This window comes from Pseudomonas sp. NPDC085632, assembly GCF_044541255.1.
Classification (GTDB): domain Bacteria; phylum Pseudomonadota; class Gammaproteobacteria; order Pseudomonadales; family Pseudomonadaceae; genus Aquipseudomonas.
Window position 1 is genome coordinate 109,562 of record NZ_JBITSX010000002.1, and the last position, 25,785, is coordinate 135,346.

Below are 25,785 nucleotides of genomic sequence, written 5' to 3' on the forward strand. Positions count from 1 at the left end.
CTGACGGATAGAATGCCCGGCTGTCGCGGGTAGACATGTCCATACAAGCCATAAAGGGCATTGATCGCTCCCACGCTCTGCGTGGGAGTGCAGCCCCGGACGCTCTGCGTCCGCTTCGAATGTGACGCAGAGCGTCACGGGAGGCATTCCCACGCAGAGCGTGGGAATGATCAGGTAGAAACGAACTTAGTGAAACAGTACCGCCGTTTTCTGCAGGGTCACCCACACACCCCACGCCAACGGAATACCCACCACCAGCCACGCAGCGATCGCCAGCGGCTTGCTGCCCGGCGCGGCTTTCCACTCCAGAACGGTGCTGGCATCAGCACCTTTGTCGTGACCCAGCGCCTGTTCGGCGGCCAGTTCAGCGTCGGTCATGAAGTACTTGTCGGCCACTGGACGCACCAGCAGGTTGCACAGGAAGCCCAGCACCAGCAGACCGGCGAGGATGTACAAAGTGATGTCGTAAGCGGCAGCGCGTTCAACGCCGATGCTCAACTGATATTCACGCAAGTAGTTCACCAGCACCGGACCCAGCACGCCCGCCGCCGCCCACGCCGTCAGCAGACGACCGTGGATCGCGCCAACCATCTGCGTACCGAACAGGTCGGCCAGATACGCTGGAACCGTGGCGAAGCCACCGCCGTACATCGACAGAATGATGCAGAACGCCGCCACGAACAGCGCAACGTTGCCCAAATGGCCCATGTTCGGAATCAGCGCGTACAGGGCAAAACCCAAGGCGAAGAACACGAAATAAGTGTTTTTGCGGCCCAGGTAGTCCGAGAACGAGGCCCAGAAGAAGCGACCGCCGATGTTGAACAGACTCAGCAGACCGGTGAACCCGGCAGCAATCGCCGCGATCGAAGCCAGTTGGCCGGCATCGAGCTGGCCAAACGGCACATCAACACCCAGCAGCTTGCCGCCGAACACTTCCTGCAGCAGTGGCGAAGCCATGCCGAGGATGCCGATACCGGCGGACACGTTCAGGCACAGCACCAGCCAGACCAGACGGAACTGCGGGGTTTTCCACGCCACATTCACATGCACGTGGCGATTGGTGATCATCGCGTTCGCCGCTTTCTTCGCCGGCGCGGTCCAGCCTTCAGGTTTCCAGCCGGTTGGCGGCACGCGGTACGACAGAGCGCCACCGATCATGAACACGAAGTAGATCGCGGCCATAGCGACGAAACTCTGCCAGACGCCGACCCCTTCAGCCGAGCCGAAGTGGCTCATCAGTGCAGTTGCCAGCGGTGCACCGACCATCGCGCCGCCACCGAAGCCCATGATTGCCATGCCGGTGGCCATGCCGCGCTTGTCCGGGAACCACTTGATCAGGGTCGACACTGGCGAGATATAGCCCAGACCCAGACCGATACCGCCGATCACGCCCGAACCGAGCCACATCAGCCAGATCTGGTGGGTATAAATACCCAGCGCCGAGATCAGCAGACCGCCGCACCAGCACAATGCCGATACCACGCCGGCCTTACGCGGGCCTGCGTGTTCCAGCCAGCCACCCCAGATCGCTGCCGAGCAGCCGAGGAAGATGAAGAACAGCGTGTAGATCCAGCCGAGCATCGAGATCGGCCAGTCGCATTGCGAAGAAAAGACCTGTGTGATGAAGCTCATGTCCGGTGAGCAAGCCACCGGAGCGGTAACGCCCAGCGCCTTGGACAGCGGCAACCAGAACACCGAGAAGCCGTAGGCCATGCCGATGCACAGGTGGATGGCCAGAGCGGCCGGTGGCACCAGCCAACGGTTGAAACCGGGCTTGGCGATGATGCGTTCCTTGGACAGGAACGCGGGCTGATCGGCTTTGAGACCGTCCGCCGTGATGCTCGTGCTCATTGTGTATCCCCCAATTATTAGTATGGTTCGCCAGCCACTGTTCACCCTTGGCCTTATGCACGCAGGCATGACCTTTTTTAAGGTGAAGCTCCTTGAAGGCGCGACGTTAAGTCGCAGAAGGACGGACGAACGGGCGAAGGTTACCATTTGCACGTGACAGAAAAACCAAACTGATATCACCTTTTTTATGTCATCTGTTCTCGTACCACTCAGGAAAACGCCATGCCGATCGTTGTTCAAGCCTTGAAAGACGCCAGTTATCAGGATCAGCAGGATTTGCAGAAGATCTATGGCGATGCGCCAGAATGGCTGTTCGCACCGTTTTCCGGGGAGACAGGCCTGATCGACAGCGCCCTCGCCGACGGGACTTTCATCGCCGGGCGCTTCAACGACCGCTTGCTCGGTGCCGGTCGCCTGCAAAGGCACCACGACGTTTGGTATTTGTCCCATTTATGCGTACGAAAAGTTACCCGTCGCCGTGGCGTTGCCGAACGGCTGGTGAACCAAGCGCAGAAAATGGCGTCGCAAGCGGGGGCCGAACTGCGCCTGCAGGCCCCTGCGGAGCATCTTGAGGCTCAGGCACTGGCCACCAGGTTGCAGGTACCGCTGGAGGTCCTGGCAACATGACGTCACAGCGAACCGGGTGGTTGCAGCGCTATACTCCCCGGCTAAATTACGAATTCGACTAATTACAAGGACTCGCCCATGAAAGCGTTCGGCAAAATCCTGGGTCTGGTACTTCTCGGGCTGTTGCTGATCATTGTGGCGGCAGGTTTTGCCCTGACCCACCTCTTCGATCCCAACGATTACAAAGACGAGATCCGCCAGATAGCCCGCGACAAGGCCCACATCGAGCTGACGCTCAATGGCGATATCGGCTGGAGCCTGTTCCCGTGGCTTGGCCTGGAATTGCACGAGGCCAGCGTCGCCACCCTGGTCAAACCTGCCGAACCGTTTGCCGATTTGCAGATGCTTGGTCTGTCCGTGCGCGTGCTGCCGCTGCTGCGCCGCGAAGTGCAAATGAGCGATGTGCGCGTCGAAGGCCTGAACCTGCGCCTGAACCGCGACAAGGACGGCCACGGCAACTGGGAAGACATCGGCAAGGTGCCCGCCCCCGCCGGAGCAACGCCGTCAGCCGCTACTCCAGGCCAACCGGCCAGCGAAGCCCCTGTTGCGGTGGAAAAACCACCACAGCCGATCCGCCTCGACATCGATAGCCTGACCGTCAACAACGCCCGCGTTGAGTACAACGACGAGAAGACCGGCAAACAGTTCAGTGCCGAGAGTATCCAGTTGAGCACGGGGCCAGTTCACGACTCGACCAATATCCCGGTGAAAGCCACTGCCTTCCTCGGCACCAACCAGCCGGTTCTGCGCGTGCGCACCGAACTCACTGGCGAGTTGCGCATCGAGCGCGCTCTGCAACGCTACAAGTTCGAGGATATGAAGCTCTCCGGCGAACTGGCTGGCGATCCGTTGCAAGGCAAGACCATGACCTTCGCTGCCCAAGGTCAATTGTTGCTGGATAAAGCCGCGAACGTCGCCGAATGGACCGGCATCAAGATCTCCGCCAACCAGCTGCGCGCACTGGGCGAACTGAAAGCCAACGACCTCGACAAGACCCCGCAGATCACTGGCGGCCTCTCCATCGCCCAGTTCGACCTGGCGAAGTTTGTCGACAGCATCGGCCAGAAACTCCCAGCGATGGCTGAAGGCAGCCTGAGCAAAGTCGAACTGGTCAGCCGTGTGGCCGCCACACCGACCAGCGTCGCTTTCGACAACATCAACCTGAAACTCGACGACAGCAGTTTCAGTGGCCGCATCGCCGTCGAAGACTTCGCCAGGCAATCGCTGCGGGCAATTCTTAAGGCCGATACGTTCAACGCCGACCGTTACCTGCCACCGAAATCCGCGCAAGCCAACAGCGCCACGCAAGTGCGTCAGGCCGAAGTCGCCAGCACCGAAGCCGATGCCATGGCCGGTGCAGGCTCCACACCGCTGCCGGACAAACCCAGCAAAACCGCCTGGAGTACCGAGCGCCTGTTGCCGGTTGAACGCCTGGCCAAACTCGACGTCGATGCCGATCTGACCTTTGGCCAACTGACACTCGACAAACTGCCGATCCAGAACGCCGCACTGAAAGCCACCGGTCAGGGCGGCCTGCTGACCCTGACCAACCTGAGCGGCGAGCTGTACAACGGTGGCTTCGAAGCAAAGGGCACCCTTGATGTGCGCCCAAGCGCGCCGGTGCTCAACCTGCAGACCAAGCTCAACCGCGTGCCCGCGGAAAAAATCCTCGAAAGCCAAGGCAAAAACCCGCCGGTCAAAGGCCTGGTGACCCTCACCAGCAACGTGACCGGCAGCGGTAACAGCCAGCAGGCGCTGATCGATACCCTCAACGGTAACGCCAGTTTTGTGATCAACAACGGCGTACTGCTCAACGCCAACCTTGAACAGCAACTGTGCAAAGGCATCGCCACGCTCAACCGCAAAACTCTTAGCGGCGAGCCTCGCGGCAAAGACACGCCATTCCAGGAGCTGAAAGGTAACCTGACTTTCCGCAACGGCATCGCCAGCAACCCGGATCTGAAAGTGCGCATCCCCGGAATGACCGTCAACGGTGACGGCGACATCGACCTGCGCGTGCTGGGTATGGATTACCGCGTCGGCATCATCGTCGAGGGCGACACCAGCGCCATGCCGGATCCGGCCTGCCAGGTCGGCGAAAAATTCGTCGGCATCGAGTGGCCGCTGCGGTGCCGTGGCCCGCTGGAACTCGGCGCCAAGGCCTGCCGTGTCGACAATGATCGCCTTGGCCAGGTCGCCAGCAAACTGGCGGGTGACAAGCTCAGCGAGAAGATCGACGAGAAACTCGGCGACAAAGTCAGCCCGGAATTGAAAAACGCATTGAAGGGGCTGTTCAAGCGATGAGAGCGGAGCAGTTTTCCACGGCGGTGCTGGATTGGTTCGACCGCCACGGCCGCCACGATCTGCCTTGGCAGCAGGACATCAACCCGTACCGGGTGTGGGTGTCGGAGATCATGTTGCAGCAGACCCAGGTCAGCACCGTGCTCAATTACTTCGACCGCTTCATGGCCGCGTTGCCGACGGTCGAAGCGCTGGCCGAAGCGCCGGAAGACGAAGTGCTGCACCTGTGGACCGGCCTCGGTTACTACACCCGTGCGCGCAACTTGCAGAAGACCGCGAAGATCGTCGTCAGCCAGTACGGCGGCGAGTTTCCACGGGACGTCGAAAAGCTTACAGACTTGCCGGGCATTGGCCTGTCCACCGCTGGCGCCATCGCGAGCATCAGCATGGGCCTGCGCGCGCCGATCCTCGACGGCAACGTCAAACGCGTGCTGGCGCGCTTTACTGCGCAAGAGGGCTATCCCGGCGAGCCGAAAGTCGCCAAACAGCTCTGGGCCAACGCTGAGCGCTTTACGCCGCACGATCGGGTCAACGCCTACACCCAGGCGATGATGGATCTCGGCGCCACGCTCTGCACGCGCAGCAAGCCGAGTTGCCTGCTGTGTCCGCTGGAACGTGGTTGCGAGGCGCACATGCTCGGCCTCGAAACCCGCTACCCGATTCCCAAACCGCGCAAAGCCATCCCGCAGAAGCGCACGCTGATGCCGATGCTGGCCAACGGCGACGGCGCGATTCTGCTTTACCGCCGCCCTTCCAGCGGCTTGTGGGGCGGTTTGTGGAGCCTGCCGGAACTCGATGACCTCGATGACCTGCAACATCTTGCCGATCAGCACTCGCTGACCATGGGCGAGCAGCAGGCGCTGCCGAGTCTTGTCCACACGTTCAGCCATTTCCAACTGTCCATCGAACCCTGGCTGGTTCAGGTACAGGAGGCCGCCCATCACGTGGCCGAGGCCGACTGGCTCTGGTATAACCTCGCCACCCCGCCGCGCCTGGGCCTCGCCGCCCCGGTCAAAACCTTGCTCGAACGCGCGGCCGCCGTCTTGAATGCAGGAGAGTCGCCATGACCCGCACCGTAATGTGCCGCAAGTACAAAGAAGAATTGCCCGCGCTGGAACGCGCTCCTTTCCCGGGCGCCAAAGGCCAGGATATTTTCGACCACGTCTCGGCCAAGGCCTGGGCTGACTGGCAGAAACACCAGACCCTGCTGATCAACGAAAAGCGTCTGAACATGATGAACGCCGAAGACCGCAAATATCTTCAGGGTGAAATGGACAAGTACTTCTCCGGCGAGGAATACGCCAAGGCCGAAGGCTACGTTCCGCCTGCAGAGTAAACCCCGCAAAATCGGGGGTCGAATCGTAAGCGACGGAATTAATTTAAGAAATTTTAAAAAAGTCGTTGACGTAAATCCGAAAAACCCTTTTAATGCGCCCCGTTGCCCAGATAGCTCAGTCGGTAGAGCAGGGGATTGAAAATCCCCGTGTCGGCGGTTCGATTCCGTCTCTGGGCACCAAATACCGAAAACCCTGAATCGCAAGATTCAGGGTTTTTTTATGCCTGCAATTTGATAAGCCTCACCTCACCCCTCTTCCAGTGCTTTTGCTGACGATAATTTTGATGTTAGGCTCCGTCAGCTTTTTCGGCAGGTCATTGCTGACTGTCGAAAATAATCGCCGAGTACTTCAGCCCTGATGACCGGCATTTAACGCATTACTCAAATAACGCACTCCGCGCCCCGGAATCCTCGAAACCTACTGAGGTTATTGCTGGCAGCAGGAGAGTTGCGTCTGCGAGCAGGATCGCTCGCAGAACTAAGACCCCTCATAAAGTTGTCATGGAGGACAAGACCTCAGCGCAGGTCATCTGCTGTTGTTTCAACTGTCAGGCAAGCGACAGCAAACACGGACCCGGCATTCAACATTTGTTTGAACTGTCGCGTCACAGCGCCCTGTGCCCTCCCGAAAAAACCAGACCTGTATCAACTCGCCCACGTCCGGATCTGTGCGTGCGCCACACGCATTGCATCATCGAAACAGCCAACAGCTCCCATAAAAAAATACAAAGGGAGCCGATACGACAGGGATGTAAAAAATGACCGAAGCCCTACAACAAACCAATAAAACCGTTGAGTCTTTAGTTGAACAGGAAGTCAGAACTTTCAGTTTTGATACGCAACAAGCAACGCTGCTGCACACCTTCTCTGAAGAACTGGCCGCCATGGGCGGGCCACAAGCCGCAGGCGCCAAGTCCAAAGCCTCGCTGGCAGCGACCGAGTTGAAGTTTTCGTTTTCCAAGGATCAATCCGAACTGCTCGGCGCTTACTCCGACGGCCTGGTTTCCCTGCTGATTTTTGAGGGCATGCAAAAAGTCACCGACACCAGCCCTCCGGATGAACTGCCCGACCTGACCGCTCTGGAGCATCGTCACGACGTACTTTGCCTGGCGGCGCGCAATCAGATTCTGTTGAAACTGGTGGATAACAGCTCCTTTGCCTACGACATGGACAACGAAGGCAAACTGGTCCGGCTCGTCGCCAACTTCAAGGGCGGCGGACTGACCAAAATCAATGATGAACCGGAAATCAAAGAGCTGAGCTCCCATTCCGGCCTCGCCCTCGGCCCGCACACCGAAGCGCCGTACTGGTGCGCCGTCAACGCGAAAGACGGGCACTCACCCTCGCCATCGTCGTTGATTCTATCGGCGCTGTGGAATCCAAGCCTGGAACCAACCTCGGTAATTCCGTTGCCACCTCTGCTGGACGAAATCGGCGTTACTGGATGCCTCGCTCTGACGACAGGCAGCTTCCAGTTCACCCGCAGCGACTCGTTCGTCAACGGCAAGGGCGAAGATGGCCGTAATGTTTCGATTCTGGAGTTCGATGACAACGTTGGATTCGCCGCGCGATTCAACTCGTACCGTTTTTCCGTCAACGAAAACGCCTCGGACTTTGTAAAAGAGGCTTATTCCGCACTTTGCCAAAGCGTGGGTAAAGCAACACCGGTTCAATACACACTGACGCAAGAGTCGGCCATGGTGATCAATAACGTCCGGGCCCTGCATTGTCGTGATGTCATCAAAGACAATCGACGTGTTTTGGTGCGCATCTTCGGCCTGTCGAAGTTCTCGTCCCCAATTGTCATTTCAGACGATCCGCTGCTGATACAGGGCTGATATTCGCTGCACGCAAAGCTGTTGAATGGCCAGTCATGTGAATGGCTGGCCAATAACTATAAAAGGGAAAATGTAATGGCTTGGGATGTAATTGGCATGTTGGCGCTCGTGGCTTTTTGCGCCGGTTTTTTTGATGCGATTGCCGGGGGTGGCGGTTTGATTACTTTGCCTGCCTTGTTTCTCGCTGGTGTCGACCCGATCAGTGCGATTGCCACCAACAAGTTTCAGGCCGCGTCGGCCACTATTTCGGCCACGGTCACTTTTGCCCGCAAGGGCATGATTGAATGGCGCGAGGGGCGCTTCCTGGTTATCTGCGCATTTCTGGGTGGCGCCAGCGGGGCACTCTTGGTCAGTTCTATTGATAAGCGCTATCTGGAAGTGTGCGTGCCCGTCATGCTCATTCTGGTGGCGATTTACTTTGCGCTCTCGCCGAAACTGGCCAATGAAGATCGTCGCAAGAGAATCGGCATTCTGCTCTTCTCGTTCACCGTAGCGCCGATCCTTGGCTTCTACGACGGTATCTTCGGCCCGGGTGTAGGCTCGTTCTTTATCGTTGGTTTTGTGCTGCTTTGCGGGCTTGGCATGATGCGGGCCATGAGCTTCACCAAACTGGCCAACGCGTCGTGCAACCTGGGTTCGCTGTCAGTTTTCATCACCAAAGGCGTGATCATCTGGCCGATCGCGATTGCCATGGCGCTGGCAGCCTTCCTTGGCGCACAACTGGGCGCAAGAGCGGCTGTCCGGGTCGGCCCACGCTTGATCAAACCCATGTTGATCGTGGTCTGCTGCGCCTTGGCGATCAAGCTGTTGAGCGTGGAGACCAATCCATTGCGGGTTGCAGTCCTCCACACCCTGGCAGCCTTGTGATCCATCGGTTGGCGCTGACCGGCGCGTCTCGACTTCAGTCTCGATTGCAGTTCGATGAGGCGCCAACCGGTCCCGAGTTTTTCTTTTCGCAGAACTTTGCGGGCTATCAACTGGAAGCTCGAGTGCTGAGCGGCTCCGACGGCGAAGCGTCAATGCCAAAGGTGCTGGCGATTCACGGCGCCCGCTCTGACTATTCGCGACTCAACGCCATTCTGCACCCCTTGCAGGCGCTGGGAATTGCCAGCCTGAGTTTCAATCTTTCCGGCCATGGTCCCGGCGCTGATGTTGCCCTTGAAGACACTTCACTGGCGCAGAACCTTCAGGAGGCCTTACAGTTTGCCGATCATCTTGGCGCCGAACTCAGCACAGTGATCGGTCACAGTCTGGGGGGCGCACTGGCGCTCAAGTTGGCGCAAGCGCATCGCGCTTCAGTCAGGCGCATTGTGCTGTTCTGCCCTGCCCTGTACGCGGAGGCGGCTTGGCAGCAACCGTTTGGACCAACCTTCAAAAGCGCCATTTCGGTACCTTACGGTTTTCTAGATTCGCCATCGCTGGATTTCCTGCGCACGTTCGACGGCAAGGTCTTGCTGGTGATCGGCGAATACGATGGCCTTCGATCAACCGCGTTTGGCGGGATTCCCGGTACATCTGCCGGGACGCAGCAAATGGGCGCGCGCTCGATTTATAGCGCAATTCCCTATGAGGTCATTGAGACCATTGAAAAGAGTCTGCCGCCCCATCAATTCAGAAAAATCATGCTGCCGGGGTGCGACCACGCTGTATCAACGTGGCTCAGGGAGAACCCGCCACGCACAATGGAACTCGCGAACGAGATAGCGCAGTTCATCAATACCGGAAACAGGTCCCAAGCGTCATGAATCAAAGGAAAACCCGCGTCCCCCTGCCCCATCCGCCGCCCTATCGTCCAAGTCGGGTGACGTACTGGCTGACTGTTCTCGTTGCTCTGCTGATTACTTTCGCCATCGGGTTGTCGATCTGGATGCTGGTCGACAGCTGGATCAGCGGATCTATCACCACCAATAATCGCGGCCCGCGCAGTACTTACACCCTGGCCCTGCAACCGCGGCAGTTCTGGTTCGAGTTTGTCTGGCAGAGCGTTGGCACAGTGTTTCTGCTGGCAGTGGGTGTGTTCGGCGTGTGGATCTATCGCAAGGTTCAAGAGCCCGTGCACACGCCGAAGAGCAAGCGCCGCGCTAAGAAAACCTAAAGCGTATTGATGTAATCGATCGGCAGCAGAACCGTATCCAGCGCGGCATCCACTGGCAGAGATACGACGGTAATGACCGGACAGACAATCATCATGTAACAGACGATCGCCGCCGGCATGCCATCGCTGCCCCCACCACGCACACCCAACAGGTGAAGGTTGCCATCCACCCCACGGTAATACTGAGCATCGGACAAACCGTCATTCAAACGCCCGATAAACGTTCCGCAGCCGGCCAACTGTAATAACAGGCCGATGACACCAACAGTACGCAAAATCCCTTTCAAACCAGCGTTTCCTTACGTCACAAAGATAAGGCGCGGGATTGTACCCGCGCCTCGGCTTGGCAATCACATCCATCGCTATCCAGCGTCATTCCAGTGGAACACCAGATTGCGCGCCGTGCCGCTGCCAACGCCGGTCACGTCGTGCCGCGTTTCGCCTTTACGCGTGGCCACCACCGTGTACTTCCCGGGTGGTAGTTGCACATATACCAATGGGCCCGTCTGGTTAAGCGTCAATACGGTTTGCCCTGGCGACTTTTCAATCATCACATCGACATCAGCGGTGTACTCGTCTTGCGCGCCGACTGCGAACGTCATGTGCAGGTTGTAACCACTGGTCTGTTGAATGGCCTTTGCCTCATCCTCACCGATCCCGCCGGCCAGATAAGTGACGCCGTTCTGTTGTTGCTGCTGAACTTGCACACCGGCGCTGTCGATGGGCTCAAGACTGGCTGCCTGCAACATCACCGGAAACAACAGTGCAGCGACGGCGGCGATGGACAGCATGAATGAAAGAACGCGTTTCATGATCACGACTCCCGGGTTCGTGAAGAACCCAACCGTTACTCCTTTTAGATTTTGCGTACCGGGGTGGGTTTTAGATTGTTTGGAACTTGGTGCGTGTACGAAATGGACTACAGATCATTTCGTTCTGGCGCATCTTTCAACGGCAACGTCCTGCAACATCAATCCCCTCTTCCTTCCCATATCACCGGCTCGCCCGACATACGCGGGCGGCGACTCTGGGCATGCTTTGACGCCTGTTTCCAACGATGTGGAAGAGCCGATGAGCCCGCTAAAACCTGCTGACACGCAAGACCCGAAAATCGATTCATTGCTGGGGGAGCTAGGCGAACTGATTCGCCAGGCGCGGCAAAAAGTGCTGCGTGCGGTGGATACGATTCAAGTGCAGACCTGCTGGCAGATCGGCAGGCATATTGTCGAATTTGAACAAGAGGGAGCCCAGCGTGCGGGGTATGGAAAACAGTTGTTGGCGTTGTTGGCGAAGGATCTGACGGCGCAGTTTGGTAAAGGGTTTGATGATCGTAATCTGCGATACATGCGCAGCTTTTATCAGTTGTTTCCAATTTGGAACGCAGTGCGTTCCGAATTGAGCTGGACACACTATCGTCGGCTTCTGGGCGTGACCAATGAAAAAGCACGCCATTGGTACATGGACGAATGCGCCAACCTGAACTGGTCAAGCCGCGCCCTCGATCGACAGATCCTTACGCTCTACTACGAGCGGCTTCTCATGAGTCGCGACAAAGCCGATGTCATCGAGGAAGCCACCACCAATATCGAAGCGCTGAAATGCAATCCGCGTGAATTCATTCGCGATCCCGTCATGCTCGAATTTCTCGGTCTGCCCTCAGCGGGCAAGGTCAGGGAAAGCGGTCTCGAGCAAGCCCTCATCGACCACCTGCAAGGCTTCTTGCTTGAGCTGGGCAAAGGCTTTTCCTTTGTCGCCCGCCAACAACGCATCAGTACCGACGGCGTCGATCTGTACATCGATCTGGTGTTCTACAACTACCTGCTCAAATGCTTTGTGATCATTGATCTCAAACGCGGCAAGCTCAGCGCCCGCGATGTCGGGCAGATGGACATGTATGTGCGCATGTACGACGAGCTCATGCGCAGCGAGGGCGACAAGCCGACTGTTGGCATCATTCTGTCTGCCGAGAGCAACGAATCGGTGGCGCGCTACTCAATGCTCAAAGGTAATGAGCAACTGTTCGCCAGCAGTTACAAGACGATCCTGCCGAGTGAAGAAGAGCTGCGTGCAGAACTCAATCGCGAACAGGCCTTGATCGAAGAGCGAATGCTTACTCAATCCACTGAATAAAACCTGCGGATTGTTCCCGGGCGGCACGGCGACTATCGTTGGCAGCTTACTCGTCAAGGTCGAAAGTCATGAGCTGTCAGGACACGCCCGCAACGCAGAATGTGCAGTCAAGGTCACCGACTTTGGCTGCAACGCGAGAGCAGCCTTTCAAGGAATCGGCTGCCGACGGATATGTCCTTGCCGGTTTTACCTGGCGCCACGCATCACCCGATACTCAGCGCCCGGTGGTCATCATCAACGCCGCCACCTCAGTGCGTTGCCGCCACTACTCGCGCTTCGCGGCTTACCTGTTCACCAATGGCTGCGACGTGATGGCCTACGACTACCGCGGCATCGGCGAATCGCGATCCGCTTCGATCAAAGGCTTGAACGCTACTTGGACAGATTGGGGCGCCCTGGATTTCGAAGCGATGCTCAAACGCGCACAACGGGAGTTTCCCGGTCAGCCGATCGACGTGGTCGGCCACAGTTTTGGCGGTTGCGCGGCGGGGCTCGGCGAGTCCGGGCGGGTTATCCGACGGCTGGTCACCGTTGGCGCGCAGTTCGCCTACTGGCGCGATTACGCGCCTGAACATCGCTGGCGCATGGTCGGCAAATGGCATGTGGTGATGCCGTTGCTGACGCTGCTTTGCGGTTTTTTCCCCGGCAAGCGACTCGGTTGGCTGGAGGATACGCCAACCGGCGTTGTGCGCGACTGGAGCACGCCCACCGCGCGTTACGAACAGCGCCCCAGTGGTCGCGCACTGATGAAAAAGAAGGGGACCCTGCCCTTCGCCGATGTTCGCGCGCAGACCTTGGCGATCAGCATCAGCGACGACCCTTACGGCACAATTGCGGCGATCGAACGCCTGCTCGGCTACTTCGATCACGCTGCAAAAACCCACCTGCGCATCGAGCCGCAGGACATCGGCGAACAACAAGTCGGACATTTCGCCTTTTTTCGCAGCGCATACCAAGCCACACTATGGCCCATCGCTCTGACCTGGCTGCAAACCGGCGCACTGGCCCCCGACACACCCGGGCGGCAAGTCCCACGCAGCTGAGCCCTCTCAACGCACGACGGAACACATCATGGCCTCCGCCAACAAGCAGCAAAAACGCGCCACTCGGGCCAAAGCCAAGGCCAAGCAGAACCGCACCAAGCGCGCGGAAGCGCCGGTCGAGCTGGACCCGAACGACGACCGCATCGACTTCGAGTCGGTGGATCTGACCGAACTGTTCAAAAAGATGATCGACGCCGAGAAGATCAGCCAGCAAGCCCTGTGCGCCGCGTTCCTCGAGGATCCGCTGCTCGAACTGGTTTACGAACAGGAAGGCGAAGAAGGCGCGATGGATTTCATCCTTGCCGCGCTGATCGAGTATCGCCAGTGGTCGCAGGAAACCGACGAGGCCGGCGCGCTGGCCTGGATCGAATCCCCGGCCTTCCAGGCCGACTATGTGGCGGCGTCCGACGCGATCGCCGCGCAAACCCAACAGAAGAACTGAGTTCCCATGGCATCCCTGAACAAGCAACAGAAACGCGCCAAACGCGCCAAGGCCAAAGCCAAGCAAATCCGTATGGTCGGCCGCAAGCCGCTGGAACAGGACGAAGATCTCGACCACCTCGCCGAGCCGGTGCCGGAATACGTCCTGGCGATGTTCAGCAAAATGCGCGACGCCGAAGCCATCAGCCGCAACGAAATGCTGCTGACCCTGCTGCGCGAACTGGCGTTCGTCATCGTTGATCATCCAGAACTGCTCGACATGGAAAACGCCGACAACGAAGGCATGGCCGCCACCCACCTGGCCGCCGACATGCTGATCGACTACCGCATGTGGGCCGAAGGCGTAACGATCGAAGAAGCCCAGGCCTGGCTGAGCGAACCACAGTTCATCACCGATTTCGGGGTTGCGCTGGATGCTTATGGCAAGTCGGTAGATGCGCAGGAAGACAAGAGCGAATAAACAACGCTCACAAACAAAAACGGCCGCTAGTCATCACTGACAGCGGCCGTTTTGCGTTACGCGTAACGGATCAGTTCAACACCACCGCACCACGTTTTTCCAGTTTGCGACGGCGTGCCACCAGCAAACCGGCAGCCACCACCATCAGGCTCAGCAGGCCAGTCGCGAGGATCTCCACGCGATGCGCTTCCTGGAACAACATGATGGTCAGCGCCGCAACGATGAAGATGATCACCGCATAGGTCAGGCCCGGAAACAGCCACATGCTGAAGTCGATTTTCTCACCGCGCGCCACGCGTTGTTTGCGCATGCGCAGTTGCGAAAAGGCGATCACCAGGTACACCAGCAGCGCGATCGCGCCGGAGCTGGCCAGCAGGAATTCGAACACCGCAGCCGGGGCTACGTAGTTGGCGAAGGTGCAGAGGAACGCTGCGCCGGTGGACAGCATGACCGCCCAGTAAGGCGTGCCGCTTTTGTTGGTACGGGTCGACATGGCCGGGGCATCGCCACGCTTGCCGAGGGAGAAGAGCATGCGCGACGAGGTGTACAGCGCCGAGTTCAGGCAGCTGGTCACCGCGACCAGAACCACGATGTCGACGATCATCTTGGCGTTAGGAATGCCCATGCGCTCAAGCACAGTCTGGTAGGAACCGAGGTTGGCCAGCGTAGGATCGTTCCATGGCACCAGGGCCACAACGATGAAGATCGACACGAGATAGAACAAGCCGATCCGCCAGATTACCGAGTTGGTGGCCTTGGAGATCTGCTTGCCCGGGTTCTTCGATTCCGCGGCCGCGATGGTCACGATTTCGGTACCCATGAAGGAGAACATGGTGGTCAGGATCGCGCCCAACACTGCGCCCATGCCGTTTGGCAGGAAGCCGCCGCTGTCAAACAGGTGCGACACACCGCTGACCTGGCTGTTCGGCAGGTAGCCGAAGATCGCTGCAAGACCGAGGGCGATGAAGCCGATGATCGCCAGCACTTTGATCAGGGCAAACCAGAACTCGAATTCACCGTAATTCTTCACACTGAACAGGTTCGTCACGGTGAGCAACATGGTGATGATCAACGCGAAAGCCCAGATGCCCACACCCGGGAACCATGCATGGAGGATGGTCGCAGCGGCGTTGGCTTCCAGCGGAATCACCAAGACCCAGAACCACCAGTACAACCAGCCAATGGTGAAACCGGCCCAGTGCCCGATGGCGCGGTCGGCGTAAGTCGAGAACGAACCGGTGTCCGGCGAGGCAACAGCCATTTCGCCGAGCATGCGCATCACCAACACCACCAGGGTACCGGCGGCGGCATAAGCCAGCAGCACGGCAGGGCCGGCGGCAGCGATGGCGTGGCCGGAGCCAACGAACAGACCGGCGCCGATTACACCGGCGATCGACAACATGGTCACATGACGCGGTTTGAGCCCCTGTTCGAGGCCATTGGAGCTTGGGGTACTGCTCATTGAAACTACCTTTGCAAGGAAAGCGATTCAGTCCGTCCTGTCTGGTGTGTTCTTTCTCGTAAAAAGAAACCAACAGGGCGTTCCGGATTCTGCACGCAATAAATGCGCCAAAATGTTTCAAAGTCTTCAGACTCGCGGCTTTGCGCGCGACCGGACAGTCAGCGCAAGTCCTTGAGATTAATGGCTATTCGCCAGAACGTTACCCTGCGACTCACTTTCATGACGAATCAGCGCACCAGAAACACACTGAAAAAGTGTGGGATGCACAATAAAAGGGCGAATCAGGAACGTTCGGCCGGATAGCGCTTCCAACACCCCGCCAAAGCTGGCAACATCGCGCCTTTTTTTACGCGACACCCACGGGTTTGCACGATCAAACACCCGTTCGGTTGTTGATGGGGCGACAGTCTGCTGTGCCGATGCGACAACCTGCCACATGCCACCCGTTAACCGCTCGTAGCGCTGTTGGCTGCCATTGAAACGCTATGCTAGCTTGGCCGCCTCGCCAGGACGGCCATCCAACAGCTGGAGCGCAACATATATGAGGAACGCACATGGCTGAGGCCACGCCCGCGCTTGAAATCCGCAACTTGCACAAACGCTACGGACAGCTTGAGGTGCTCAAGGGCATCTCGCTGACCGCCCGCGACGGCGATGTGATCTCGATCCTCGGTTCCTCCGGTTCCGGCAAGTCCACGTTCCTGCGTTGCATCAACCTGCTGGAAAACCCGCACCAGGGCCAGATTCTGGTGGCCGGTGAAGAGCTCAAGCTCAAGGCCGCCAAAAATGGCGAACTGGTTGCCGCCGACGGCAAACAGATCAACCGCCTGCGCTCCGAGATTGGTTTTGTGTTTCAAAACTTTAATCTGTGGCCGCATATGAGCATCCTCGACAACATCATCGAGGCGCCACGCCGCGTGCTCGGCCAGAGCAAGGCCGAAGCTATCGAAGTCGCCGAAGCGCTGCTGGCCAAGGTCGGCATCGCCGACAAGCGCCACGCGTACCCGGCGCAATTGTCCGGCGGTCAGCAACAGCGCGCGGCGATTGCCCGCACGCTGGCAATGCAACCGAAGGTGATCCTGTTCGACGAACCCACCTCGGCGCTTGACCCGGAAATGGTTCAGGAAGTACTTAGTGTCATCCGCGCATTGGCTGAAGAAGGCCGCACCATGCTGCTCGTGACCCACGAAATGGGTTTCGCCCGTCAGGTCTCCAGCGAAGTGGTGTTCCTTCACCAGGGCCTTATAGAAGAGCAAGGATCGCCACAGCAGGTGTTCGAAAACCCGCTTTCGGCGCGCTGCAAACAATTCATGTCCAGCAACCGCTAACGGAGCAACATGCATGCAGAATTTTAAAAAGGTCTTCCTGGCCGCCGCCGTCACCCTCGCGTTCAGCGCCGGTGCCATGGCTGAAACCCTGAAGATGGGCATCGAAGCGGCTTACCCGCCATTCAACAACAAAGACGCCAGCGGCAACGTGGTCGGCTTCGACAAAGACATCGGCGACGCCCTGTGCGCGAAGATGAAAGTCGAATGCACCGTGGTCACTTCCGACTGGGACGGCATCATTCCGGCTCTGAACGCCAAGAAGTTCGACTTCCTGATCTCCTCGCTGTCGATCACCGAAGAGCGCAAAGGCGCGGTCGACTTTACCGACCCGTACTACTCGAACAAGCTGCAGTTCATCGCCCCGAAAAACGTCGACTTCAAAACCGACAAGGACTCGCTGAAAGGCAAGACCATCGGTACCCAGCGTGCGACCCTGGCCGGTACCTGGCTGGAAGACACCTACGCCGATGACATCAAAGTCAGCCTCTACGACACCCAGGAAAACGCCTACCTCGACCTGACCTCCGGTCGTGTCGACGCGATCCTCGCCGACAAGTACGCCAACTATGACTGGCTGAAAAGCGACGCCGGCAAGAACTACGAGTTCAAAGGTGACCCGGTCGTAGAAAGCGACAAGATCGGCATCGCTGTGCGCAAAGGCGATCCACTGCGTGAGAAGTTGAACGCTGCTCTGAAGGAAATCGTCGCCGACGGTACCTACAAGAAGATCAACGACAAGTACTTCCCGTTCAGCATCTACTGATCCTGACCTGTGGGACTGGCGCCGTGATGCATCGGCGTCGGCTCCCGACTTTGCCTGCCGCAATTTGAACAGAAACCCATGATTATCGACCTCTACGGATTCGGCCCGGCCCTCGCTGCCGGCGCGCTGATGACCGTCCAACTGGCCCTCACGGCCCTGTGCCTGGGATTGGTGCTCGGTCTGCTCGGCGCCTTGGCCAAGACTTCCCCGTACAAGCCGTTGCAATGGCTTGGCGGCACGTATTCGACCCTGGTGCGTGGCGTTCCGGAATTGCTCTGGGTGCTGTTGATCTACTTCGGTACGGTCAACCTGATGCGCGCCCTCGGTGAGTACTTCGGCAACCCCGACCTGCAACTCAATGCCTTCGCTGCCGGTGTGATCGCTCTGGGCCTGTGCTTCGGCGCTTACGCCACTGAAGTGTTCCGTGGCGCGATCCTCGCCATTCCCAAAGGCCACCGTGAGGCCGGCCAGGCCCTGGGCCTGTCGAAATGGCGGATCTTCACCCGGCTGATCATGCCGCAGATGTGGCGCATCGCCCTGCCCGGCCTGGGCAATCTGTTCATGATCCTGATGAAAGACACTGCGCTGGTCTCGGTGATCGGTCTGGAAGAAATCATGCGTCACGCGCAAATCGGCGTGACCGTGTCGAAACAACCGTTCACCTTCTATATGGTCGCCGCGATCATGTACCTGGGCCTGACCGTGCTGGCGATGACCGGCATGCACTTCCTGGAAAAACGCGCCGCTCGCGGCTTTGCGAGGAGCGCTTAATGAACTGGGAAGTCATCATCAAGTGGCTGCCGAAACTGGCGCAGGGCGCGACCCTGACCCTGGAACTGGTGGCCATCGCCGTGATTGCCGGTCTGTTGCTGGCAATTCCACTGGGCATCGCCCGCTCTTCGAAGCTGTGGTACGTACGCTCGCTGCCTTACGCTTACATCTTCTTTTTCCGTGGCACGCCGTTGCTGGTTCAGCTGTTCCTGGTCTACTACGGCCTGGCGCAGTTCGACGCGGTGCGCGAAAGCGCCTTGTGGCCGTACCTGCGCGATCCGTTCTGGTGTGCGACCGTGACCATGACCCTGCACACGGCGGCGTACATCGCCGAGATCTTGCGCGGGGCGATTCAGGCGATTCCACCCGGCGAAATCGAAGCGGCGCGGGCTTTGGGCATGTCCAAGCCCAAAGCGATGTTCTACATCATCCTCCCGCGTGCCGCGCGCATCGGCCTGCCGGCCTACAGCAACGAAGTGATCCTGATGCTCAAGGCCAGTGCGCTGGCCAGCACCGTGACTTTGCTGGAGCTGACCGGCATGGCGCGCACGATCATTGCCCGCACTTACTTGCCGGTGGAGATCTTCTTCGCGGCGGGTGTGTTCTATCTGCTGATGGCCTACGTGCTGGTACGCGGCTTCAAGCTGCTGGAGCGCTGGCTGCGCGTCGATGCCTGCCAAGGGCGCTGACATTTCCCACGTGCTGACGGGCGAGGACTTACTCGCCCGCTTCACGGCGCTGGATGCTTTTTTGATTGAGCATCAGGCGCTGTGGAAACCTCGACCGTTCACTCATCTACATCTTCCTTGGGAAGAATCCTACCCGGAGCTGGCCTCTTGGCTGCGCGGACGGTCGCTGGAAGACGCGGAAAGTGCTCACAACCAACCTGCTGATCTTGCCGTTGCGCCGGAGCCATTTGCTTCATTGGCAGCGTTGTCGGCTGAACTGAGTTCTGTTGGCGAGTTGCCGGGACATGCGCTGGAGGCTGCGGGGCATCGATTGAATGTCGATGTGCCGGGGCGTAAGTGGCAGCAGATCGAGGCGTTTGCCAGTTGTTTGTCCTTTGCCTCGCAGCCGACGCATTGGTTGGATTGGTGTTCGGGCAAGGGGCATTTGGGGCGACGCTTGTTGGCCGCGGGGCAGCAACTGACTTGCGTTGAATACGACCCTCTGTTGGTCGCCAGCGGTCAGGCATTGAGTCAGCGTCATCACTTGCACGCTTTGCATGTGGAACAGGATGTCCTGGCAGCGGACGCCTCTGCTGTATTGAGCGCGAATCACACGCCCGTCGCCCTTCACGCCTGCGGTGACCTGCATGTGCGATTGATGCAACTGGCCAGTGCTGTGGGTTGCCAGCAAATGGCAATTGCGCCTTGCTGCTACAACCGCATCAGTCGCAGCGAATATCAGCCATTGTCCTCGGCTGGATCGAGAACGTTTCTACAGCTCTCGCTGGAAGATCTGGCGCTGCCAATGAGTGAAACCGTCACCGCCGGTGCACGGGTCCGACGTCAGCGTGACACCTCCATGGCCCGGCGCTTGGCTTTCGATTTGCTGCAACGGCAAGTACGTGGAATAGACGAATACCTGCCCACCCCGTCCCTGCCCAGCGCCTGGTTGGACAAAACCTTCGCCGATTACTGCCGCGATCTGGCTGCGCTCAAAGAGTTATCCACAATCGGTTCGCCAGATTGGCCCGCCCTCGAAGCAGCCGGTTGGCAGCGGTTGGCCGAAGTTCGCAACCTCGAATTGCTTCGCGGATTGTTCCGACGACCACTGGAGCTTTGGCTGAATCTGGATCGGGCGCTTTTCCTTGAAGAACAGGGCTACAACGTCCGTCTCGGCACCTTCTGCGACACCCCGCTGACTCCGCGTAATTTGGTGCTACTGGCCGAACGCGTCTAAAACATCACAGCCTGTGGATAACTCTGTTGATGGTTTTCCCATGGATCCAATATCTGCGCCTGTTTCGCTGCGCTAACATCGCTGGTCATTTTTTGTTCACATGAATAAAAAACCTGTAAAACAGGGATTTGCGAACAAAATGAGAATGGGTTCACAAATCCTCGCCTGAGTCCGATTTCGTGCCTTTCAGTTGTGCATAAGCTGCCAATCAAAACGACATAAACGCCGAATAATGGGCTTACCGATCGAATAATCGCGGCCTCGCGAAAGCCGAAACGCCACTGCTTGCCCTGCAAAACAGCCTTATCGTGTATAAGGCGCGAATCCTACGTTACGCACTGCGCAGGGCTTAATTTGCCGTGATGCAAAAATAGTCTGAATTCAGGGGTTTACAGGATCTTCCCAATCGCTATAATCGTCGCCCACAACGCCGGTATAGCTCAGTTGGTAGAGCAACTGACTTGTAATCAGTAGGTCCCGGGTTCGACTCCTGGTGCCGGCACCATATAAATCAAAGGCTTGCAGCGATGCAGGCCTTTGTTTTTTGCGCTATACGTAACACCGCACGTAACAAGAGTCTTGTCGAGCCGACGCGCTAGGGATTGAAAACAGGTAACTCTATGAAAGGGCGAGTTTTCGACTGGAAGTTTATTCTCACCCTCACCGTGGCGATTCTGGGTATTGTCGTACCATTGGTTTGGCAGTCCGATCTGTCCTCTAAGAATATGGAGCTTCGACTGAGCTCAAGTACCTCACTTGAACCATCGTCGAAAATCTTGGACTTGCAGGTTGTTTTAGACGGGAAAAAGCTGGAAAAACCTTACTCATCGTCTCTAGAGCTCGTCAATACAGGATCAAAGACTGTGTTGAGCTCCGATTTCGACAAGCCTATTGAAATCCTCATCGGTGATGGCGCGAAGCTCGTCACAGCGAGAATCACAGACACCACTCCGAACGACATCCCCGCAGAGATATCCCTATCTGGGAATGCGATACAGATTGCACCGCACCTTTCTAATCCCAAGGACACTATTTCCCTTAGTGTTATCACCTCAGGTGAGAAGCCCGATTACAGCACTCGGGGGCGTATAGCGGGAATTCAAAATATTTCCTACACAGACCTGACTCTCCCCAAACCCAACTACATTCGACACCTGATGTCAGTCATAAACGGCGTGGCCGGGTGGGGGCTGTTGTGCATTACCGTACTGTTTTCGTTCGTACATTTCGATCGACCAGCGTTTGGAGTACCCAAAGTTGTATCCCTATTCATAGGTCTAGTTTCGTATGTAGGGGCAGTCCAACTGATCAGCAGCGAGCTAAGCGGAATAATCTTGCGGAATCAATGGGGAATCTTTATTGCAATCGCCGTTATTTCAACCGCAACGGCGATAGCCGCCTGCCTGTTCTTGCTCCGGCGTTGGAATCGCCAAGCTCGCAGAATCCTCATAGCAGGTAGTCCAAAGTCGGCAAGCTCAAGCCGAGCACCTGATGAACGATGATTTAGGCTCGTAGGTGAGTTTTGATTAGTGGCAGCAGCGCGGTTTGATAGGCCGAGGTTTTAGAGCCGTTGTGATGAGTAAGCGTAAGTACGAGCCCTCCCTGAGGCGAGGCAAAAAAAAATAAGGGCTGCCCCCTCAAAAGCCTGTCAGTTTTGTCAGATTATTATTCTAACTACCTTCTAATCCCTGTAATTCAAGCCTCTCAGCGCTTTTGATCAGTGTCAGAACTGTGTCACTAACCTGTCAAAACCTGACAGAACAGCTATGTCAGATTCTCGACTCTCAACCCATTGATTTATAAGGGTTTTGTATTTCACATGGCAAAACTGACACAAACATCCACCCTCAGTGTCAGAGCTGAAGCCCAGTGAATACGGGGCCTCAGACGATTGGCTGACAGATATCCATGATCTGACAGGGTTTTGAGGGTCAACCTAAATAACTTTGATGAGGCATCTCGGAGCCATCCTTTAAGATGCCCAGGCGCGCCCTGATCGAGAAGAATGAACATGCGTAAAAAAGCATCCCAAGCAGCAGTACCCATCATCGAAATCATCAAGAAAGGCGCGGCTTGGGAGGTTCATTGGGATTACCAGGAAGCCCCAGAAAGCTCGATCCTGTTCCAACGCGCCGAATATCTGCGCGGCTACATCGACGGCACCATGGATGACCTAGGCATTCATCCCGACAATGTGTGCTGTGCCAGCGGACAGACCGGAACCGTAAAGAAGCTGAGCGAAGACCAGGCTCTGAGGTTGAGAGATGCTTTGAACCGCGTGCTGATCCCGATCGTAAACAAGGAATTCACGCGCCTTCAGAACATGAGCGACCTGCCTCACCTTCGAATGGCTGACGCTGAGGAGGCGTGAAACCCTCTTAAACGCTCTAGTTCTCCTGCAGCCCTCGCCGCATATGGTTCACTCGGGAATTCAAACCTCCCTCGCATGCAGGCAATTGCCACCCGAAAAAGATCGTGCGCGTTTTGGAAAACAGCCTGAAATCCACGTTTTCAAAGTTTTCGCCCAATGAAATCGGGCATTCCAACGATATCCCCTCCGCGACCACCCCGTGCATCTCTGTGCAGCCGCGCTGCATTACCCCTCAAAACTTTGCAATAGGTGAAACGGCCGCTTCCTCGCAGAGCCCCACAGCCCGCTTGGGCTGCACGATCGTTTGCACTAAAGCCGCGTTTGCATAAAAAACGGACGCAAAGCCCGTCGGCGGGAGGGGGATAAGTGCTTTTTTCGAACATTTTTTCTTCTTCAGGCCCTTTGACATCTCGAAGAACAAATATCATGCGGCTTTTGAAAATCTACCTTGCATCTGAAGATCGCCTCGTCCCCGGGCGAATCAAGACAATGAGTGCTATATGAGATAGCATTCTGCTGAACGGTTCCTGGTCTTTTAGATTGGAACATCGTAAGGGATGGCGAAGGAGCACCGATGGGCGGTATCGCACGACCCAGACCGTCTATTGTCGACAGTTACAAGAAACACAAGGTCGAGGGTGGAAGGCAGTATTATTTTGACCCCAATGAGCAGCGCTATTATTCATGGGACTCTCTTCATGGTGAGTTTGAAGTATTTGATAAACGCGGCTATCACTTGGGCTCGGTATGCCCCAAAACGGGGATAACCCTGAAACCCCCCGTCAGAGGACGGCGGTTTAACCCAAACTAGGGGATCATTATGAGCTTTATTAAACTTTGCCTAAACGGCGACGTGCTGACCGACGAGATTGATGATTTCGTTCAAGACTGGCACGAAGGCAAAGCCGGAGAGGATCAGGAACTTTATGAATTCCTCGGTATGACTTGGGAAGAGTATTCTGTTTGGGCAACCAATCCGTCGATGCTTTCATACATTTTGTCTGCAAGAAAAAATGGAGTTAGTTTTGAAGACGAGTTAAGCCGTGACCGGTTCTCGTTAGCTGCCCGCGCCGCGTCCCCTTTAGAAGCTAAACGTGTCATGGAGTGGTTACAGCAAGAGGAAGCTGGTTGATGTACCCAGAGGAGAAAATGGCGGCAAGGGTACTTAAACGAAAAGGGCTCACCCCTCCTTACGACCTCATAGAGCTAGCGAATAGCTATGGTGAGTTGCGATACAGGAGTTTTCCTTTCAAAGCCGATGGAATAACGGTCGGCATCGGCGAACAAGTTCGGCCAACGATATATATCAATAGCGATTGCCCAGAAACTCGGCAGCGATTTACGCTTGCTCACGAAGTTGGCCATATAGTTATTCCATGGCACACAGGCACTGTTGTATCACACCTAGAGCCCGGTTCCGATGATGATGAATATTGGCTTATGGAGCAACAAGCCAATAGATTTGCAGCCGAACTTCTAATGCCTACAGTGTGGCTAAAGCAACTGCATGCCCAATCAGGCTCAGTAGAAAAATTCTTCAGAAAAGTGCTATTGGATACCGGAGCTTCAAAAGAAGCGGCTTTCTATAAGATTTTCAAGGACTTAGATGCACCTATTGCATGTGCTCGTCTCGAAGAGGTTTTTGGGACGATATCACAGATAAAAAGAACCAGATTCGCCCCGCACGATGACAAAAGCACTCTTCCTAGCGAAATCTATAAAGATATAGATCACGAGTTTGAAGAATTCTTTATAGATGGAATGAAATTCTGCGCATGGACATTCAAGGGTAAAGAAATTTTGGAGCTTGACCCTCGAACTTGGCGAGAGCTTCTAAAGCAAATGCTCGAAGATACGAATCTGCAATCCAAACTCGGCAGCATTAACTCAATTATGTCAGCAGCTTTTGATAAATCAAAGCATCTTGCAGAGAATGACATCTGCGGAGGAGTGATTAGATCCTTCAGATTAAGGGATGGATTACCCGGCCTCAAAGAACATGCACTCTTCGAACAGTATGTCATCAAGAGAGTCAAAGAATTGAAATTGCGTAGCCAGAAAGCGCGATGATTTTAGTCTTCCAATACAATAGGTTTAAGTTCAACCGCTAGCAGCGATGCTTGTGCTGCTTGGGCGGCGAAGGCAGCTGAATTATTTGGCATGGGTGTGGCGCCGTGTACATGCCCCGCCAGTTGAGTATTCATATACTGCACTAACTCAATCAGGTCGAATAAAATTTTCAGCACATTCGTTTGTTCTAATCCTAGCCAGGTCTTAGGAGCCAATAGCCGTTGGCTGACAGTTACTAGGCTTTCGCGCAAACCTTGGATTCGTTCCTGCATATCCCCGCCTACCGTGGCGTTGTACTTTTGCCCGACCACCAGGTTCAAATCGCGCCCAGTCGCCTGGTGCAAATCATCCACCACCGCCAGACTCGCGGAGCCACCCGACAGCAGCTTGAGCGCACCCAGTGCTTCGATTTTCTTGATGCCACCCACTGTCTCGGTCGAATAGTCGTCCACCGCCCTGGTGTGGTTCTGGAAAGTCTCGGTGTTATCCAAGGCTTCGACTTCACGCTCGATCGCCTTGTCCTGGATCTTCCCATCGGTTTGGCGCAGCCAGTTGCCGTCGGCGTCGACGCGCTGCTGACAGGCTTCGCTGTGTTGCCACACCTGATCACCCTTCGGCACCCGGGGCAGGCTCAGACCGTGCGGCAGGATCTGCGTGATGAACGGCTTGTGTGGCAGGCCGTAAGCGAAGCTGATCACGACGGTGGTGCCCTCCTCCGGAAAGCCAAACATGCCCGCTTCTTGCCCGCCCATCGGCGCCTGGCAACGCTTTATCACATTGGCGATTGCAGACGGAAACATCAATCCGGAGGACCGTTTCGCCCTGCACGACCTTAAACGGCGCGGCATCACTGATACGACCGGCACTAGGGCAGACAAACAGGAAGCTAGTGGCCATCGTGACGCGAAAATGATGGATGTCTACGACTTGAGCCTACCGATCGTTGCACCCTCTGCAGATTAAGCATGCATGATGGCACTCGAGGCGATACCT

General features: G+C 56.8%; 26 protein-coding genes, 2 tRNA genes and 2 pseudogenes. 25 read left to right on the top strand and 5 right to left on the bottom strand.

The annotated features are described in order from the left end of the window. Positions 1-186: 186 nt before the first annotated feature. The gene (locus ACIF4X_RS02355) at positions 187-1,851 is read right to left on the bottom strand and encodes an OFA family MFS transporter (protein ID WP_397480770.1); all 1,665 of its coding nucleotides are present in this window, start codon (positions 1,849-1,851) and stop codon (positions 187-189) included. 222 nt (positions 1,852-2,073) lie between these two features. Here ACIF4X_RS02355 and ACIF4X_RS02360 point away from each other — a divergent pair, with 222 nt between their 5' ends. The 9 genes from ACIF4X_RS02360 (at position 2,074) to ACIF4X_RS02400 (ending at position 10,048) form a co-directional block, all read left to right on the top strand. Beyond that, complete coding sequence (locus ACIF4X_RS02360) at positions 2,074-2,478, top strand: acetyl-CoA sensor PanZ family protein (protein ID WP_397480771.1); 405 nt, start codon at positions 2,074-2,076, stop codon at positions 2,476-2,478. 78 nt (positions 2,479-2,556) lie between these two features. Then, on the top strand, positions 2,557-4,782 hold the full coding sequence (locus tag ACIF4X_RS02365; protein ID WP_397480772.1) for an AsmA family protein: 2,226 nt from the start codon (positions 2,557-2,559) through the stop codon (positions 4,780-4,782). Beyond that, positions 4,779-5,846, top strand: a complete 1,068-nt coding sequence (mutY, locus tag ACIF4X_RS02370; RefSeq protein ID WP_134176247.1) for an A/G-specific adenine glycosylase — start codon at positions 4,779-4,781, stop codon at positions 5,844-5,846. The genes ACIF4X_RS02365 and mutY overlap by 4 nt, the downstream gene beginning before the upstream one ends. Beyond that, positions 5,843-6,115 carry an oxidative damage protection protein gene (locus tag ACIF4X_RS02375; RefSeq protein ID WP_016772129.1) on the top strand — a complete coding sequence of 91 codons (273 nt, stop codon included), beginning with the start codon at positions 5,843-5,845 and terminating at the stop codon, positions 6,113-6,115. Before mutY ends, ACIF4X_RS02375 begins: the two co-directional genes overlap by 4 nt. Positions 6,116-6,219: 104 nt before the next feature. After that, positions 6,220-6,295 (top strand) — tRNA-Phe (locus ACIF4X_RS02380). 578 nt (positions 6,296-6,873) lie between these two features. Further along, positions 6,874-7,953, top strand: coding sequence for a hypothetical protein (locus ACIF4X_RS02385; protein ID WP_397480773.1), 1,080 nt, complete (start codon positions 6,874-6,876; stop codon positions 7,951-7,953). Positions 7,954-8,028: 75 nt separating this feature from the next. Further along, positions 8,029-8,820, top strand: a complete 792-nt coding sequence (locus tag ACIF4X_RS02390; protein WP_007909181.1) for a TSUP family transporter — start codon at positions 8,029-8,031, stop codon at positions 8,818-8,820. Between the two features lie 8 nt (positions 8,821-8,828). Next, positions 8,829-9,698 carry an alpha/beta hydrolase gene (locus ACIF4X_RS02395; protein ID WP_397480774.1) on the top strand — a complete coding sequence of 290 codons (870 nt, stop codon included), beginning with the start codon at positions 8,829-8,831 and terminating at the stop codon, positions 9,696-9,698. Next, a complete protein-coding gene (locus ACIF4X_RS02400) occupies positions 9,695-10,048 on the top strand; it encodes a hypothetical protein (RefSeq protein ID WP_397480775.1) in 354 nt (117 codons plus the stop codon). Before ACIF4X_RS02395 ends, ACIF4X_RS02400 begins: the two co-directional genes overlap by 4 nt. Here ACIF4X_RS02400 and ACIF4X_RS02405 read toward each other — a convergent pair. Together ACIF4X_RS02405 and ACIF4X_RS02410 are read right to left on the bottom strand one after the other, a co-directional pair. Beyond that, complete coding sequence (locus ACIF4X_RS02405) at positions 10,045-10,335, bottom strand: YceK/YidQ family lipoprotein (RefSeq protein ID WP_397480776.1); 291 nt, start codon at positions 10,333-10,335, stop codon at positions 10,045-10,047. The two genes, ACIF4X_RS02400 and ACIF4X_RS02405, sit on opposite strands and share 4 nt — an antisense overlap. Positions 10,336-10,410: 75 nt before the next feature. After that, positions 10,411-10,860 carry a carboxypeptidase regulatory-like domain-containing protein gene (locus ACIF4X_RS02410; RefSeq protein WP_397480777.1) on the bottom strand — a complete coding sequence of 150 codons (450 nt, stop codon included), beginning with the start codon at positions 10,858-10,860 and terminating at the stop codon, positions 10,411-10,413. A gap of 259 nt (positions 10,861-11,119) precedes the next feature. Between ACIF4X_RS02410 and ACIF4X_RS02415 the strand changes: the two genes are divergently transcribed. From ACIF4X_RS02415 to ACIF4X_RS02430, 4 genes are all read left to right on the top strand, one after another. Continuing rightward, complete coding sequence (locus ACIF4X_RS02415) at positions 11,120-12,178, top strand: YhcG family protein (RefSeq protein ID WP_242208871.1); 1,059 nt, start codon at positions 11,120-11,122, stop codon at positions 12,176-12,178. Between the two features lie 68 nt (positions 12,179-12,246). Next, positions 12,247-13,221 (top strand): alpha/beta fold hydrolase, encoded by a 975-nt coding sequence (locus ACIF4X_RS02420; RefSeq protein ID WP_397480778.1) that lies wholly within the window; start codon positions 12,247-12,249, stop codon positions 13,219-13,221. A gap of 28 nt (positions 13,222-13,249) precedes the next feature. Further along, on the top strand, positions 13,250-13,663 hold the full coding sequence (locus ACIF4X_RS02425; protein WP_397480779.1) for a hypothetical protein: 414 nt from the start codon (positions 13,250-13,252) through the stop codon (positions 13,661-13,663). A 6-nt stretch (positions 13,664-13,669) separates the two neighbouring features. After that, positions 13,670-14,122, top strand: coding sequence for a hypothetical protein (locus ACIF4X_RS02430; protein ID WP_150794170.1), 453 nt, complete (start codon positions 13,670-13,672; stop codon positions 14,120-14,122). A gap of 70 nt (positions 14,123-14,192) precedes the next feature. Here ACIF4X_RS02430 and gabP read toward each other — a convergent pair whose 3' ends face one another. After that, on the bottom strand, positions 14,193-15,584 hold the full coding sequence (gene gabP / locus ACIF4X_RS02435) for a GABA permease (RefSeq protein ID WP_397480780.1): 1,392 nt from the start codon (positions 15,582-15,584) through the stop codon (positions 14,193-14,195). A gap of 554 nt (positions 15,585-16,138) precedes the next feature. Between gabP and ACIF4X_RS02440 the strand changes: the two genes are divergently transcribed. The 11 genes from ACIF4X_RS02440 (at position 16,139) to ACIF4X_RS02490 (ending at position 24,792) form a co-directional block, all read left to right on the top strand. Next, positions 16,139-16,912, top strand: coding sequence for an ABC transporter ATP-binding protein (locus ACIF4X_RS02440; protein WP_007909167.1), 774 nt, complete (start codon positions 16,139-16,141; stop codon positions 16,910-16,912). A gap of 13 nt (positions 16,913-16,925) precedes the next feature. Then, positions 16,926-17,675 carry an ABC transporter substrate-binding protein gene (locus tag ACIF4X_RS02445; protein ID WP_034153033.1) on the top strand — a complete coding sequence of 250 codons (750 nt, stop codon included), beginning with the start codon at positions 16,926-16,928 and terminating at the stop codon, positions 17,673-17,675. 78 nt (positions 17,676-17,753) lie between these two features. Then, positions 17,754-18,446, top strand: a complete 693-nt coding sequence (locus ACIF4X_RS02450; RefSeq protein WP_034153034.1) for an ABC transporter permease — start codon at positions 17,754-17,756, stop codon at positions 18,444-18,446. Further along, the gene (locus tag ACIF4X_RS02455) at positions 18,446-19,135 is read left to right on the top strand and encodes an ABC transporter permease (protein ID WP_007909164.1); all 690 of its coding nucleotides are present in this window, start codon (positions 18,446-18,448) and stop codon (positions 19,133-19,135) included. The genes ACIF4X_RS02450 and ACIF4X_RS02455 overlap by 1 nt, the downstream gene beginning before the upstream one ends. Beyond that, a complete protein-coding gene (locus ACIF4X_RS02460; protein WP_397480781.1) occupies positions 19,116-20,351 on the top strand; it encodes a methyltransferase in 1,236 nt (411 codons plus the stop codon). The genes ACIF4X_RS02455 and ACIF4X_RS02460 overlap by 20 nt, the downstream gene beginning before the upstream one ends. A gap of 429 nt (positions 20,352-20,780) precedes the next feature. Then, a tRNA-Thr gene (locus ACIF4X_RS02465) sits at positions 20,781-20,856 on the top strand. A 115-nt stretch (positions 20,857-20,971) separates the two neighbouring features. Then, positions 20,972-21,853, top strand: coding sequence for a hypothetical protein (locus ACIF4X_RS02470; protein WP_397480782.1), 882 nt, complete (start codon positions 20,972-20,974; stop codon positions 21,851-21,853). A 503-nt stretch (positions 21,854-22,356) separates the two neighbouring features. After that, positions 22,357-22,722 carry a hypothetical protein gene (locus tag ACIF4X_RS02475; RefSeq protein WP_397480783.1) on the top strand — a complete coding sequence of 122 codons (366 nt, stop codon included), beginning with the start codon at positions 22,357-22,359 and terminating at the stop codon, positions 22,720-22,722. A gap of 574 nt (positions 22,723-23,296) precedes the next feature. Continuing rightward, positions 23,297-23,533, top strand: coding sequence for a colicin E3/pyocin S6 family cytotoxin (locus ACIF4X_RS02480; RefSeq protein ID WP_397480784.1), 237 nt, complete (start codon positions 23,297-23,299; stop codon positions 23,531-23,533). Positions 23,534-23,542: 9 nt separating this feature from the next. Continuing rightward, positions 23,543-23,854, top strand: a complete 312-nt coding sequence (locus tag ACIF4X_RS02485) for a hypothetical protein (protein WP_397480785.1) — start codon at positions 23,543-23,545, stop codon at positions 23,852-23,854. Then, the gene (locus ACIF4X_RS02490) at positions 23,854-24,792 is read left to right on the top strand and encodes an ImmA/IrrE family metallo-endopeptidase (protein ID WP_397480786.1); all 939 of its coding nucleotides are present in this window, start codon (positions 23,854-23,856) and stop codon (positions 24,790-24,792) included. Before ACIF4X_RS02485 ends, ACIF4X_RS02490 begins: the two co-directional genes overlap by 1 nt. Positions 24,793-24,794: 2 nt before the next feature. Here the strand turns inward: ACIF4X_RS02490 and ACIF4X_RS02495 are convergent. Beyond that, positions 24,795-25,547 (bottom strand): annotated as a pseudogene (locus ACIF4X_RS02495) (hypothetical protein); the annotation flags it as partial. Position 25,548: 1 nt separating this feature from the next. Here ACIF4X_RS02495 and ACIF4X_RS02500 point away from each other — a divergent pair. Beyond that, positions 25,549-25,755, top strand: a pseudogene (locus ACIF4X_RS02500) (integrase); the annotation flags it as partial. Positions 25,756-25,785 lie beyond the last annotated feature (30 nt).